Annotated in this window: 12 protein-coding genes and 1 tRNA gene; 6 read left to right on the top strand and 7 right to left on the bottom strand. The window is 44.8% G+C overall.

Translation table 11 applies throughout. The features are described 5' to 3' along the window. Window positions 1–222: 222 nt before the first annotated feature. Complete coding sequence (glyA, locus tag ACLHR0_RS31090; protein ID WP_429044216.1) at window positions 223–1500, bottom strand: serine hydroxymethyltransferase; 1278 nt, start codon at window positions 1498–1500, stop codon at window positions 223–225. 138 nt (window positions 1501–1638) lie between these two features. On the opposite strand from glyA, the gene ACLHR0_RS31085 reads away from it, so the two are divergent. Together ACLHR0_RS31085 and ACLHR0_RS31080 are read left to right on the top strand one after the other, a co-directional pair. Then, a complete protein-coding gene (locus ACLHR0_RS31085) occupies window positions 1639–2631 on the top strand; it encodes a sugar phosphate nucleotidyltransferase (RefSeq protein WP_436491644.1) in 993 nt (330 codons plus the stop codon). 33 nt (window positions 2632–2664) lie between these two features. Beyond that, window positions 2665–3612, top strand: a complete 948-nt coding sequence (locus ACLHR0_RS31080; protein WP_436491643.1) for an NAD(P)H-dependent flavin oxidoreductase — start codon at window positions 2665–2667, stop codon at window positions 3610–3612. 44 nt (window positions 3613–3656) lie between these two features. Here the strand turns inward: ACLHR0_RS31080 and ACLHR0_RS31075 are convergent, their stop codons facing one another. The 4 genes from ACLHR0_RS31075 to ACLHR0_RS31060 form a co-directional block, all read right to left on the bottom strand. After that, window positions 3657–4952 carry an ABC transporter permease gene (locus tag ACLHR0_RS31075; RefSeq protein ID WP_370911099.1) on the bottom strand — a complete coding sequence of 432 codons (1296 nt, stop codon included), beginning with the start codon at window positions 4950–4952 and terminating at the stop codon, window positions 3657–3659. 14 nt (window positions 4953–4966) lie between these two features. Further along, window positions 4967–5911: an ABC transporter ATP-binding protein gene (locus ACLHR0_RS31070; RefSeq protein WP_429044206.1), complete on the bottom strand. Its 945-nt coding sequence runs from the start codon at window positions 5909–5911 to the stop codon at window positions 4967–4969. A 46-nt stretch (window positions 5912–5957) separates the two neighbouring features. Then, complete coding sequence (locus tag ACLHR0_RS31065) at window positions 5958–7517, bottom strand: NAD(P)/FAD-dependent oxidoreductase (RefSeq protein WP_436491642.1); 1560 nt, start codon at window positions 7515–7517, stop codon at window positions 5958–5960. A 141-nt stretch (window positions 7518–7658) separates the two neighbouring features. Beyond that, window positions 7659–8045, bottom strand: coding sequence for a DUF3127 domain-containing protein (locus ACLHR0_RS31060; protein ID WP_436491641.1), 387 nt, complete (start codon window positions 8043–8045; stop codon window positions 7659–7661). Window positions 8046–8597: 552 nt separating this feature from the next. On the opposite strand from ACLHR0_RS31060, the gene dnaA reads away from it, so the two are divergent. Both dnaA and ACLHR0_RS31050 read left to right on the top strand, forming a co-directional pair. Beyond that, window positions 8598–10031 carry a chromosomal replication initiator protein DnaA gene (dnaA, locus tag ACLHR0_RS31055; protein WP_079469646.1) on the top strand — a complete coding sequence of 478 codons (1434 nt, stop codon included), beginning with the start codon at window positions 8598–8600 and terminating at the stop codon, window positions 10029–10031. Window positions 10032–10224: 193 nt separating this feature from the next. Then, window positions 10225–10313, top strand: a tRNA-Ser gene (locus tag ACLHR0_RS31050). An 89-nt stretch (window positions 10314–10402) separates the two neighbouring features. On the opposite strand, the gene ACLHR0_RS31045 is transcribed toward ACLHR0_RS31050, so the two are convergent. Continuing rightward, window positions 10403–10825, bottom strand: a complete 423-nt coding sequence (locus ACLHR0_RS31045; RefSeq protein WP_429044200.1) for a winged helix-turn-helix transcriptional regulator — start codon at window positions 10823–10825, stop codon at window positions 10403–10405. Between the two features lie 104 nt (window positions 10826–10929). Between ACLHR0_RS31045 and ACLHR0_RS31040 the strand changes: the two genes are divergently transcribed. Then, on the top strand, window positions 10930–12066 hold the full coding sequence (locus ACLHR0_RS31040; RefSeq protein ID WP_436491640.1) for an alkene reductase: 1137 nt from the start codon (window positions 10930–10932) through the stop codon (window positions 12064–12066). 187 nt (window positions 12067–12253) lie between these two features. Here the strand turns inward: ACLHR0_RS31040 and ACLHR0_RS31035 are convergent, their stop codons facing one another. After that, window positions 12254–12724, bottom strand: a complete 471-nt coding sequence (locus ACLHR0_RS31035; protein ID WP_436491639.1) for a hypothetical protein — start codon at window positions 12722–12724, stop codon at window positions 12254–12256. Between the two features lie 312 nt (window positions 12725–13036). Between ACLHR0_RS31035 and ACLHR0_RS31030 the strand changes: the two genes are divergently transcribed. Further along, window positions 13037–14131: a serine hydrolase domain-containing protein gene (locus tag ACLHR0_RS31030; RefSeq protein WP_436491638.1), complete on the top strand. Its 1095-nt coding sequence runs from the start codon at window positions 13037–13039 to the stop codon at window positions 14129–14131. Window positions 14132–14144: the final 13 nt, after the last annotated feature.

Below are 14144 nucleotides of genomic sequence, written 5' to 3'. Positions count from 1 at the left end.
ACTAACGGATTGATAATCATTCTCAACTGCCATCACAATGGCTAATTTTTGCTCAAAACTGTATTTTCTGCGTTTATCCATAAAAATGCCCCCTAAAAGTGTCTAACTTTTAGGGGGCAGTACATATCCGCTTCTATCTCCCTTAATCCTTTATAAAATCCAAAAGTAAAAATCCAGCTAATCAGTATAATCAGCGTAATCCTGAGCCAAGACAAAATCCGCCTACAACTCGGGATACAGCGGGAACTGCTGCATAAACGTATTCACTTCGCCTCTTACCTTGAGGATCAGCCCTTCATTGTCTGCATCCAGCAGCAAGGCATCGATCCAGTCAACGATCTGCCCCATATGGCTTTCGTTCATACCACGGGTGGTGATAGCGGGAACGCCAATACGGATGCCGGAAGTAACAAAGGCAGATTTATCGTCGAAAGGCACCATGTTTTTATTGACGGTGATATCGGCCTTTACCAGTGTTTGTTCCGCTTTTTTACCAGAGATATTTTTATTGCGGAGGTCAATCAGCATCAGGTGATTGTCGGTACCACCGGAAATGATTTCATATCCTTTGCCTACAAAGCTTTTAGCCATGGACTGCGCATTTTTCAGGATCTGATTGGCGTATACAGTGTACTCGTCAGACAGTATCTCGAAGAAGGAAACAGCTTTAGCGGCAATTACATGTTCCAGCGGACCGCCCTGGATACCAGGGAATACAGCGGTATCAATGAGAGAGCTCATCAGGCGGGTTTCGCCTTTTGGTGTTTTCAGACCGAACGGATTTTCGAAATCTGCGCCCATCATGATCATACCGCCGCGGGGACCACGGAGGGTTTTATGGGTAGTGGTAGTTACGAAATGGCAATGAGCAAACGGAGAGTTCAGTAAGCCTTTGGCAATCAAACCTGCCGGGTGCGCAATATCAGCCAGTACAAAAGCGCCCACCTGGTCAGCTATTTCGCGGATACGTTTGTAATCCCAGTCGCGGCTGTAAGCAGAAGCACCACAAACAATCAGTTTGGGCTTTTCGCGGTTGGCAATTTCTTCCATTTTATCATATTCTACCAGGCCTGTTTCTTTGTTAACACCGTAGAAATGAGGTTGGTAGAGCTTTCCGGAGTAGTTTACGGAAGAACCGTGGGTAAGATGGCCTCCCATGCTCAGATCCAGTCCGAGGATTTTATCGCCCGGTTGCAGAATAGCCAGCATAACAGCGGCATTGGCCTGTGCCCCTGAGTGAGGTTGTACGTTCACATAAGCAGCGCCAAATATTTCTTTAGCCCTGTCAATTGCCAGTTGTTCGCTCTGGTCCACAATTTCACAGCCCGCATAATATCTTCTGCCAGGATAACCTTCGGCGTATTTATTCGTCATCACATGTCCCATCGCCTGCATTACCTGTAAGCTGGTAAAGTTTTCAGATGCGATCAACTCAATGCCGTGGCGCTGACGCTCCAACTCCTGGCCGATTAAATCAAATATTTGCTGGTCTCTTTGCATGTTGCCTTAAATTTGGTGCAAAAATAAATTAAAGCCGGATCAATTGCAAGCATAAAGGCTTCTGCTTTATGCTTTCCGCTTTTTATGTTAATTTCGCCGCATTCGAGCAGCAATAGCTAATCCTAACTACAACACTAAATGAAGGCAATAATACCAGTGGCAGGGGCAGGCACCAAGCTTCGTCCACATACATATACACAGCCTAAAGCATTAATACCTTTAGCCGGCAGAACCATTCTCAGTATCATTATTGATCAGTTGGTGGATGCGGGTATCACAGAATTTGTTTTTGTGGTAGGCTATCTTGGTGAAAAGATCCAGCATTACGTAGAAAAGAAGTATCCGCAGCTTACCTGCCACTTTGTGCAGCAAAACAGCCGCGAAGGTACCGGTCATGCTTTATCCCTTACCCGCGATGTAGTGGGTAATGATGAAATACTGATTGTACTTGGCGATACCATCTGTGAATGCGACTTTAAAGAAGTGATCGCCTCTCCTTACTCGATGCTGGGCCTGAAGAAAGTAGACGACCCGCGTAACTTCGGTGTTGCCGAACTGGATGAACAGGGAAAGATTACCCGCGTAGTGGAAAAGCCACAGATCCCTAAGTCGAACCTCGCACTGGTGGGACTTTACAAGATCAAGGAAACGGAGCAGCTGTACGACTGCCTCCAAAGCAATATCGACAACAGGATAAAGTCGCACGATGAGTTCCAGCTCACGGATGCCCTGGAATGTATGATTGAGCACGGTGTGCAGTTCAACGGCTTCAAAGTATCCAACTGGTTCGATTGCGGCCGGAAAGATACGCTGCTGGAAACAAACGCTATTCTCCTGAAGAAATATAAACTGGCCAGCAATCCCGTATTACCATATGAAAATACGATCATCATCCCGCCGGTAAGCATAGGGGAAGGCTGTAACATTAAAAACGCCATTATTGGCCCTAATGTGGCCATTGGTGATAATACTGTGATCAACTACTCTATTGTAAAGGATTCTATTATCGGCTCTTTCAGCAACCTGTATGAAGTAGTATTGAAATCTTCCCTGATAGGCAGCGACGCCAATATCCGCGGATTGAGCCAGAGCCTGAACATAGGCGATAATACCGAAATAGACCTGGGATAATACCGGCAGCATCAAGCTATAGTATATTCGCTTATGAACAACCGTATCACTTCCTTATTCAATATTCAATATCCTGTTATCCAGGCTGGCATGATCTGGGCGAGCGGATGGCGTTTAGCCAGCGCAGTTAGTAATGCCGGCGGCCTGGGCCTCATCGGCGCGGGAAGTATGTATCCTGCCGTATTGCGGGAGCACATTCAAAAGTGTAAACAGGCAACTGATAAGCCTTTCGGAGTGAATGTGCCGTTATTATACCCGGATATTGACCAGCTGATAAATATTATCCTGGAAGAAGGGGTACAAATTGTGTTCACTTCTGCCGGGAATCCAAAAACATGGACACCGGTATTGAAAGCCGCAGGTATCAAGGTAGTGCACGTGGTATCCAGCGCAGCCTTTGCATTAAAAAGCGAGGCCGCAGGCGTAGATGCAGTAGTGGCCGAAGGATTTGAGGCCGGCGGGCATAACGGCCGCGAAGAAACCACCACCATGGTATTGATCCCGGCAGTATGCGAACAGGTAAAAATACCGGTTATTGCAGCCGGGGGCATAGGCTCCGGGAAAGCAATGGCAGCAGCATTTGCCTTAGGCGCATCCGGTGTGCAGGTAGGCAGCCGTTTTGTAGCAACCCCCGAAGCATCTTCCCATATAAATTTTAAACAGGCGGTGGTAAATGCCAAAGAAGGCGATACCATGTTAAGTTTAAAGAAGCTGGCGCCCGTGCGCCTTATCAAAAATAATTTTTACCAGGCGGTGCGGCAGGCGGAGGATAACGGCGCAGATATAGATGCCCTGAAAACCTTGCTGGGACGCGCCCGCGCCAAATCAGGCATGTTTGAAGGTAACCTCGAAGAAGGGGAACTGGAAATAGGCCAGGTAAGTGCACTGATACATGATATAAAGCCTGCGGCAGCTGTATTGGCGGAAATATGGACGGAGTTCAGGGAAACCATCCGCCATTTAAATAGCTTCGATATTTGATTGGTTACCGGAGCAACCGCCCCGGTAACCATCTCACAAAATTTTTATGGTTTTCTTACTACCCACTTCATCGCTTCTTTCAGCGTAATTTTCTTTCCATACATCAGGATCCCTGTACGGTATATTCTGCCGGCTAACCAGGTAGTACCCAAAAAGCCACCAATAAGACAAACAAACGACAATATCAGCTGCCAGTAAGGTACTGTGCCGGGAACGCCATAAGGCAGCCGCGCCATCATCACCATAGGCGATGTGAATGGAATAATACTGCCCCATACCGCGAGCGGACTACCAGGGTCCTGTACTGCCTTCATCATAATCATGATACCAATGATGATAGGCACTGTTACGGGAATGGTGAGCTGCTGCACGTCGGAGGCATCTTCGTTGACCAAACTGCCAATGGCGGCATACAAGGCAGAGTAAAAGAGATAACCTCCCAGGAAGTACAACACAAAGCAAGGTACCAGTAAGCTCCAGTTGATACTGCCTATCACTTCCCGCATTCTGTGCACCATTTCAGCCGTTTGCGCCGGGTTGCCCTGGGCGGCAGCTGCCTGCATACTTTCAGGTGAAAAGAACAGCGGTATCAGGGAGTATATGGCTGTAATGAAGATACCCCATATAAAAAACTGCAGCAGGCCCACGGCGGCTATGCCTACAATTTTTCCCATCATCAGCTGAAAAGGCTTCACGCTGGAGATCATTACTTCTGCAATGCGGCTCACTTTTTCTTCCATCACACCCCGCATAACGGAGGTACCAAACAGTAACAGCACAAAGTAGATAATGAACCCGCTGGCGTAGCCTACTCCATAAGACACCCAGGAGCTGCCTTTCTTTTCGTCCTTACCATTTTTAAAGGTTACTTCCACATCCGACCTGATTTCATCCATTTTAGAGGGTTCAATCCCCTGCAGCTGCATGCGCTTCTTTTCAATGATGCTGTTGATATCCTTGTTGATACTGTTTTCTATGGTGATGCTTGCCTGGCCGCTGCTGTAAAATTCAAAGCCGGAGGGCCTGTTGATATCAAACTCGGGGATATACAGCACTCCTTCATAGCCGAGATCACTGTAATGCAGTTTGAGGCTATCGATGGGCTGGTTTTGCACGTATTTGAAATATACGCCTTTGGAATCGGGGAACTTGTTTTCAAACAACCCGCTTTTGTCTACCACCGCAATGAGCTTATGTTCGCTGGAAGAAGTAGATAAAAGGATGGGCACAATGATCATGGCAGCAAAGGCCAGGGGGACCAGTATAGTGGTGATGAGGAATGATTTTTTACGCACGCGGGTAAAGAATTCCCTTTTTATAATGAGCCAGATTTTCTCCATAAGTAGCAGGTTAATCAGGCCAGCGGCAAAGCAGCTACGGGGGCGTTGCTGTTTTCGGTTTGCTGTACCTGGGTGATAAATACCTCGTTGATAGAAGGAAGGATTTCTTCAAAATATGTAACAGGAATGTCCTGGCGGATGAAATGCAGCAGGATATCGTTGGTGCTGCTGTCTTCATTCATTTTTACGGTAAACGCCTTATCATGTGTTTGCACAATGTTAAAGTGATAAGTAGCCATTTGTGCAGGATTAGGCATCGTGCCCAGGCCTACTTTAAAAAGGCCCTGTTTAAAATCCTGCTGGATTTGTTTTACGCTGCCGTCCAGTATTTTATGGCCTTTGTTGATCAGCATGATATGGTCGCAGATTTCTTCTACCTGTTCCATGCGGTGGGTAGAAAAAATGATGGTGGTACCTTGCTGACTGAGGTTGAAAATTTCCTGTTTAATGAGATTGGAGTTGATAGGGTCCAGGCCGGAGAAGGGTTCATCGAGGATCAGCAGCCTGGGCTGATGCAGAACAGTGGAGATGAACTGCACTTTCTGCTGCATGCCTTTACTGAGTTCATCGACCCGTTTGTTGTACCAGGAGTTGATATCGAATTTATCAAACCAGTATTGGATCTTCTGTACCGCTTCTTTCCGGGAGAGTCCTTTGAGCTGGGCGAGATAGAGTGTTTGTTCGCCTACCTTCATTTTTTTATAGAGACCTCTTTCTTCCGGCATATACCCGATGTACTGCACATCGTTTTCCGGGTTGAATTTTTGCCCGTTGAAAATGATCTGGCCTTCATCGGGGTAGAAGATACCGGTAATCATGCGGAGCAGGGTTGTTTTACCGGCGCCGTTAGGCCCCAGTAATCCAAAGATGCTGCCCTGCTGTATATCAAAGCTAACATCATCCACCGCTTTGTGGGTGTCATAATGTTTTTTCAGGTGTTTGACTTCGAGTAGGTTCATGGTGAAAAATTAGTGATTAATCCCCAATAAATAAGTCGGAATATCGTTACGACAACTTTGCGGCAATGATGGCGGCCACGCGTTCGCCATCCATTGCAGCGGATACGATCCCTCCGGCATATCCGGCGCCTTCCGCGCAGGGATAAAGACCTGCCACCTGCGGGTGTTCCAGCGTATCATTGTTGCGGGGAATGCGTACCGGTGAAGATGTGCGTGACTCTGTGGCCACCAGTACAGCATTTTCGGTGTAGTATCCTTTCATTTTGCGGCCAAAGGCTTTAAAGGCGCCGGCGAGGCGCTGGTGTACTACTTTGGGTAATACGCTGCGCAGGTCCACGCTGTTGAGGCCAGGTACATACGAGCATTCAGGCAACGAGGCTGAAACTTTTTTATTGACAAAGTCGGTCATACGTTGTGCGGGCGCTACGAAATTGCCGCCACCGGCATGATACGCCTGTTTTTCAACCGCCTGTTGAAAGTACATCGCTGCGAGCGGGCCGTGATGTACGAATGGTGCAAAGTCGGATTCATCAACGGTAACCACCATGCCTGAATTAGCGAAGGGGTTGTTTCGTTTGGAAGGCGACCAGCCATTCACTACCAGTTCGCCGGGATCGGTAGCTGCGGGGGCGATTATGCCACCGGGGCACATACAGAAAGAGAATACGCCGCGGCCTTCCACCTGTTCTACCAGGCTGTAACTGGCTGGCGGGAGATATTCGCCACGCACCTGGCAATGATACTGTGCATTGTCGATGAGTTCCTGCGGGTGCTCCACGCGCACACCGAGGGCAAAGGGTTTGGCTTCCAGCAAAATGTTTTGCTGGTGGAGCATGATAAATATATCGCGGGCGGAGTGGCCTGTGGCGAGAATGAGTTGTTTGCCTTCAAATATTTGCCCGGTGGCGGTTTGCACGCCTGTAACTGCGCCGTTGCTGATTTGTATGGCGTTTACTTTTTGTTCGAAGTGTACTTCTCCGCCGCTGTTGATGATTTGTTCGCGCATAGCGGTGATGATATGCGGGAGTTTGTTGGTGCCGATGTGCGGGTGTGCATCGATCATAATCTTATCTTCTGCACCGAAGTGTACGAATATGTTGAGGATGCGGTTAATATCGCCGCGTTTATTGGAGCGGGTGTATAGTTTACCATCGGAGTAGGTACCGGCGCCGCCTTCGCCGAAGCAGTAGTTGGAGTCGGGGTTTACGATACCTGTTTTATTGAGGGCGGCGAGATCACGGCGTCGTGCGCGTACATCTTTACCGCGTTCCAGTATAACTGGTTTTACGCCTGCTTCTATGAGCCGCAATGCGGCGAAGAGGCCCGCGGGTCCGGCGCCTGCAATCAGCACCCGTGGTGCATTGGCTGGCAGGGATGGATATACCGGATGGGTGTGTTGCCTTTCTCCAAAAGGTTCGTTAATGAATACCTGTATGGTAAGGACAAAGAATACCTGCTTGGAACGTGCGTCTATAGAGCGTTTCAGCAGATTGAATCCTGTAATCTCGGCAGGCTTTACACTTAGTGCGGCAGCAGCGTGCTGTATGATATTTGTATGAGAGGCGGCATCGGCCGGCAGTAATTTGAGAGATATTTGTTGTATCATATTAGCGGTTAGGTGTTTATCCTAAAACTGCGGCAAAGATAGCAAATGCGGGGTAATGTATAAAATGAGTAAAGCGAAGACATAAGGGGATGTAATCCGCTTATATCTTCGCTTCAATAGCTTTTGTGTGATGCTTTCAGCTTAGAAAGGCAGGTCGTCGCCGCCATCTCCGCCGCCTGCAGGCATCTGTGGAGTATTGTAGTTAGGCTGAGGATCTGCGCCCGGAGCAGGTGCTGCCATTACAGATTCCATACGCCATGCGTCCAGGTTGGTGATGTAATTCACTTTACCATCTTTCTCCCATCTGGTGCCTTTGATATTGAAATAAACTTTAACGTTTTCACCTTCATTGAACCGGTCTACAATACCAGTGCGGTCTTGCACCGACTGAAACTTTATATAGTTGTTGATAACACGGCCATTGATGTCGTCGGACTTCTCAATAACGAACTCTCTTGTCTTAAAAGTTTCGCTACGTTGTACCGTGTTGTACTTCACAATCAGCTTTCCGGTAATTTCAAAACTCATAGAAAAATTATTTTAAATTCAGAAGGGTCAAAGATAAGGTATTCGGCTTAGTGCGGACAAATATTTTTTATTAATCCGGTGCGCGTGGATATAAATAAATACTTTCACAATTACTATCCCCTAATACATTTTTTTAAATGGAGATACTAACATAGTTTTGCACCCTCTCCCGAAAAAGTGTGAATATCTCATGACTTATCAGTGAACGGTTTTTTTTGAGAGAAAGGATACAATATTATTTTATCAATTATATATCCATATTTATGATAAAAAGGAGAATGGAAAAGATAAAGGTGCTGTTAATCAATGGGGTTTATAGTAATGAAAACCTTGTCACGTCTGGGCTGTAAAGCCACAGCAGTAGTGGAAAAAGGGGTTTTGGTACTCTGTAATCAGGAGAATATAAACAAGGGTAGATAAATTTTTTTTTTCAACATTTTCTACAGATATTCGTCGTCCTGTCTGAAAATTTTTCAACTTCCTGCGTTGGGGAATTTCGAATTCGAGAACTAAGCATCCTTAATTAAGAAACAACTAATTTTTTTTATCTCAATGAATAAAACTTGCGAACAAGTTTGGGAAAAGTGTCTTAATATAATTAGGGATATAGTAGAATGGCAGCCGTTTAAGACATGGTTTGAACCTATTAAACCCATTAAACTTGAAAACAATGTTTTAACCATCCAGGTCCCCAGCCAATTCTTTTATGAATACCTTGAGGAGCATTATGTGGGATTGTTAGGAAAAACCATCAAGAGAGAATTAGGTAAAGAAGCCCGGTTGGAGTATCGCATTGTAGTAGAGAACGGTACGCCACATCAGCATCCCAGAACAGTAAACATGCCCACGCAGTTTACCAAACCTCAGAAAGACAATGAAGTAGATTTTCCTTTAACGATTCACAACCCGGTTAAGAATCCCTTTGTTATTCCGGGCATTAAAAGGGTACAGATTGACTCGCAGCTCAATCCCAATTATACGTTTGATGCGTATGTAGAAGGAGACAGTAACCGTGTGGCAAGACGTGCAGGTAAAACAGTGGCCGAAAAGCCCGGTGGCACCTCTTTTAATCCGCTGGTAATATATGGTGGAGTAGGTTTGGGAAAAACGCATCTTGCACAGGCAGTAGGCAATGATGTAAAACGTATACATCCGAACAAAGCGGTGTTATATGTAAGTGCAGAGAAATTCATTAACCAGTTTATAGATCACTCCAAGAATAATATCATCAATGACTTTATCCACTTTTACCAGTTGATAGATGTGTTGATCGTAGATGATATCCAGTTCTTTGCCCGCGCAGAGAAAACACAGGACGCCTTCTTCGCTATCTTTAACCACCTGCACCAATCCGGCAAGCAGCTGATCCTAACGTCTGATAAGGCGCCTAAAGATCTGGATGGCGTACAGGAAAGATTACTGAGCCGTTTCCGCTGGGGACTGAGCGCTGATATCCAGATCCCCGATTTTGAAACCCGGATGGAAATCCTGGAAATGAAGATGCGGAACGATGGACTGGAAATGCCGAAAGAAGTAGTGAAGTATGTAGCCTATAACATCCAGACAAACGTACGTGAACTGGAAGGCGCACTGATTTCCCTGCTGGCACAATCATCGCTGAACCGTAAGGAAATTGACCTGGAACTGGCGAAGCGCGTATTGAAATCTTTTGTAAAAACATCTTCCAAAGAAATTACAATCGAGAGTATCCAGAAAATGGTCTGCGAATATTTTGATGTGCCTTATGATAAGCTGTTGCAAAAAACACGTAAACGTGAAATTGTGCAGGCCAGGCAAATCACCATGTATCTCGCTAAATCATTTACTAAAAATTCCCTGAAAACAATCGGTGAACATTTTGGTGGACGCGATCATACCACCGTTATCCACAGCTGTCAAACCGTAAAGGACCTGATGGATACTGACAATAACTTCCGTGACAGTGTAATTGAATTGCAACAGAAAGTACAACTGGCGGCCATGTAAAGCCGGCCTTAGCCCTGAGAACCTATTTTAAAAAGCCGTGCACAACTGCACGGCTTTTTCATGTTCACCCGCATGGGGACCGCCTTTCAGCGGATTTTTATATACTTAGGGCAAGTTTTTTTGTAAAAAACCGAATTTGCTTTTGGAGAATATAAAACTTTTCCTATTTTTGCAACCCCTTCAGGGAAATAATGGAGAGATGCCTGAGTGGCCGAAAGGAACGGTTTGCTAAACCGTCATACGGGTTAAACTGTATCGAGGGTTCGAATCCCTCTCTCTCCGCAAGGAAAAAGCCTTCAAATCGAAAGATTTAAAGGCTTTTTTGATTTGAGGGATTGAGACTGGATGGGCAGCAATCCCACTACCAAACCTTATCCGATCTTACGCGCTACCATCATATGTCTATAAATCTGGCATGTCGATTTTGATGTTTCGCTAATCTTAGGTGCTTGCTTAATAACATTCTCCAAAAAGCTGCGATTAGCATCACCCCATTGGTTCATGGCATCAATAATAGGCATCAGTGAACAGCCGATCTCCGTAAGCGAATACTCCACTTTAGGCGGTAGTTGCGGGTAGGTTTTCTTCTCTATCATGCCATGTCCTTCCAATTCTTTGAGTTGTACATTCAGCACCCTGCGGGTGGCGCCAGGAAATAAGCGTAGTATCTCGCTGGGACGCTTTACATCCATCGAAATAGCACGGAGGATGGCTGGCTTCCATTTGCCATTCAGCACTTCTTTAGTCAGGTGCAGTCCGCAATCTATTGTGAGGGGAGTCTTTCTTTCATACATATGCTGTTCACTTTATTCAAAAATAGGCATTGTATTTTAATTCCTTAATGGGATAAATTTATCCCTATGGTATTAGTTTTTCCCATATTGTAACGCTGGGGCATATGCCCGAAGTTTGCCTTAAAAAAACAATGGGAAATACAGCACAACCTCTGTTAGAGGAATATCAGATAGGTGATTTGAAATTGAAAAACCGGGTGGTAATGGCGTCACTTACGCGTGGACGTGCCACCAATAAAGGCCTGGTTCCTACACCATTGATGGCCAGGTATTATGCACAACGCGCTTCAGCAGGCTTAATTCTGAGTGAAGGTACCTGGGTGAATCCGAAGTCTATTGGTTTTATTAATGTGCCAGGCATTTATACGCAGGAGCAGATTGAAGGATGGAAACTGGTGACCCAGGCAGTACACAACAAAGGAGGACTAATCTTCTCTCAATTAGGGCATATTGGTGCTGCATCTCATCCGGATTTTTTTGATGGTGAATTGCCGGCAGGCCCTTCCGCCATTAATCCGCAAAATCATTCTTATACACCCCAGGGCTTTAAAGATACACAAACGCCCCGCGAGTTCACCGTTGCTGAAATTAAACAAACTATACAGGATTACAGGCAGGCGGCTAAGAATGCGAAAGAAGCAGGATTTGATGGCGTTGAAGTACATGCACAGGCTGGCATGTTAATTCCTCAATTTCTAAGCCTGGCCACTAATCATCGCACCGATGAGTATGGCGGCAGTATTGAAAATCGTGCACGTATTATATTTGAAATACTGGATGTCATCCTGGAAGTATGGGAAAGCACAAGGGTAGCGATCAAGTTTACACCGGTCGCATATAGCCATGTAGGCATTGTGACGCCGGATGAAGAAACTATCCCCATGTTCCAGTACATCCTTAAAAAACTGAATGACTACAATCTCGCTTTCCTGCACATTGTTGGGCCTGCAGAAACTTTAACAGGTACCCCGGTAGAAGTATTGCAGGATAATTATTTCAGCCATTTCCGCTATCACTACAGCGGCAGGTTGATGGCTAACCTGGGCTTTACGCAGGAAAGCGGGAATGCCATCCTGAAAGAAGGCATAGCCGACCTGGTATCTTTTGGTGCACCATTCATTGCCAACCCCGATTTGGCAATCCGCTTTAAATATAATTTGCCATTGTCAGAAATCAACCGCGATACGTTGTATAGTGGGGGTGAAAATGGATATACCGATTATCCTGAAGCGGTGTTTTAATATTCCGGACATTGAAGTAAATACTTCTTATATCAATGCAAGAAGTATTTACTTCAATGTTGTTACATGAAGACAACTAGTCTTTGTAAAAAGACTATCATTTCATGAAAGAAGCGAAAGATTTAGAGGCTTTTTAATTCCAAACATAGTACCCTGACAAAATAACTTAATCTGTTTAGGCTTATAGTTAAACCCTGGGCTTGTAATACAAATGGTACCTCGTCGGGAACATAAATACTTTTCCTTTTTTACGATACGCTCTTATAGAAGAAAGAAGCCATTTTGAATAGAAGGAAAAGTCTGCATCATTGTAATCGGAAACAAGCTCAAATATTTCACCGTGCCAGTCTACGACTACGTAGGAATAATACTCGCCAATTTTTCCTGTGCCCCACAAGAGACTGTCTGTAGTTCGATACATTGGGTAGCCAAAGGCTTCTGCCATGAATTTTTTATAGTTATCATCGTTCCAGTTGTAATCGCTGTCATATGCTCTGAAAAAGAAATGCATTTGAAAAACATCTTTCCCATTAGAGTACCTATCGTCTTCTCCGGTAGTATTGTCACCTTTTATTAATTTAAACCCCTTAGGAAAGGATGCTTGTCCTAGAGTAGTGATTGCGTAGAGCAAGAAGAGAAAACTAAATAAATATTTCATAAGTCGGATTGTGTTAGTTACTTGATAAATAAGTTCAATTAGTAATATTATCGACTATTCATTAAATAGCAAATAATCTCTCGTAAATTTTCATTAAACAGGTTCGAACTTTGCCCCTCATAGCCCGTTAAATAAATCGAAAGATTTAGCACATAGTTAAAAGCCTTTAGATAATGTCTGCTGCATGGTTTTGATCCTTTTCATCCCAAATATTTCCACTTACGTAACATTTTCATAGATCATTGGACTCATTCGTGTATTTTTAAAATCAATGCCAGGCGCATTGATTCAGGACACATTTAACAAATCTCAATGACTAGAGTAAAGTTGATCCATACCCTATTGTTACTATCGCTGATAATTTGCACTTCGCTCAATATTGCTTCAGCACAAAGCCTTGAAAGCAGGATGGATAGTTTGATTCTAACATTATTCAATGACAAAGATGGCCCCGGTGCTGTATTTATGGTTGCTCAAAATGGGAAGCCCATTTATCAGAAAGCGTTCGGCAAGGCTAACCTGGAATCAGACGTGAATTTAACGCCGGAGAACGTGTTCCAGTTGGGTTCCATGACCAAACAATTTACGGCTGTAGCGATTCTCATGTTAGAGGAACAAGGTAAATTAAGTGTAAAGGATCCTGTCTCCAAATACATAGCCGATTATCCTTCGGGAAATAAAATAACGATCCATCATTTATTGACCCATACTTCAGGCATTAAGGACTTCACCAGCATGAAATCTCTTTCGACGATTGCGCAGAAAGATATGAGTCCTGAAATGATGGTCAATTTTTTCAAAAGCGAACCAGCTGATTTTGCACCGGGAGAAAGGTTTGCGTATAATAATTCGGGGTATGTGCTGCTGGGATATATCATAGAATTGGTTTCCGGAGAGACATATAAGGATTTTATCGGGAAACATATTTTCGATAAAGTTGGGATGAGTCAATCTTACTACTGCAGCGACAGACAAATCATCAAAAAAAGAGCATACGGGTATCACAAAAAGGAATATGGATACGTGAATAAAACGATGATCAGTTTCAGTGTTCCTTTTTCATCTGGTTCGCTCATGTCCACCACCGGCGATATGCTGAAATGGCAGAATGCTTTGAATCAGCATCTGTTACTCAATGCAGCAACAACCCAAAAGGCTTTTACGAAGTATAAATTGAACACTGGAGAAGAGTTTGCCTATGGGTATGGCTGGCACATCAGGGAAATAAAAGGGATGCCGGCCAGGGAACATGGCGGCAGTATATTCGGGTTCAAAACAATGGGCGTTTATATTCCCGGTGAAGATATTTACGTAATTGGAATGAGTAACTGTGATTGTAATTCACCGACGAAAATAACAGAAGACCTGACGGCATTGGCGCTGGATGAGTTAAGAAAGCAGAAGTGACGAATGAAAATTT

Origin of the sequence: Chitinophaga sp. ARDCPP14 (genome assembly GCF_051362515.1) — a bacterium.
GTDB lineage: Bacteria > Bacteroidota > Bacteroidia > Chitinophagales > Chitinophagaceae > Chitinophaga.
This window is presented reverse-complemented; position numbering and strand designations above follow the sequence as displayed.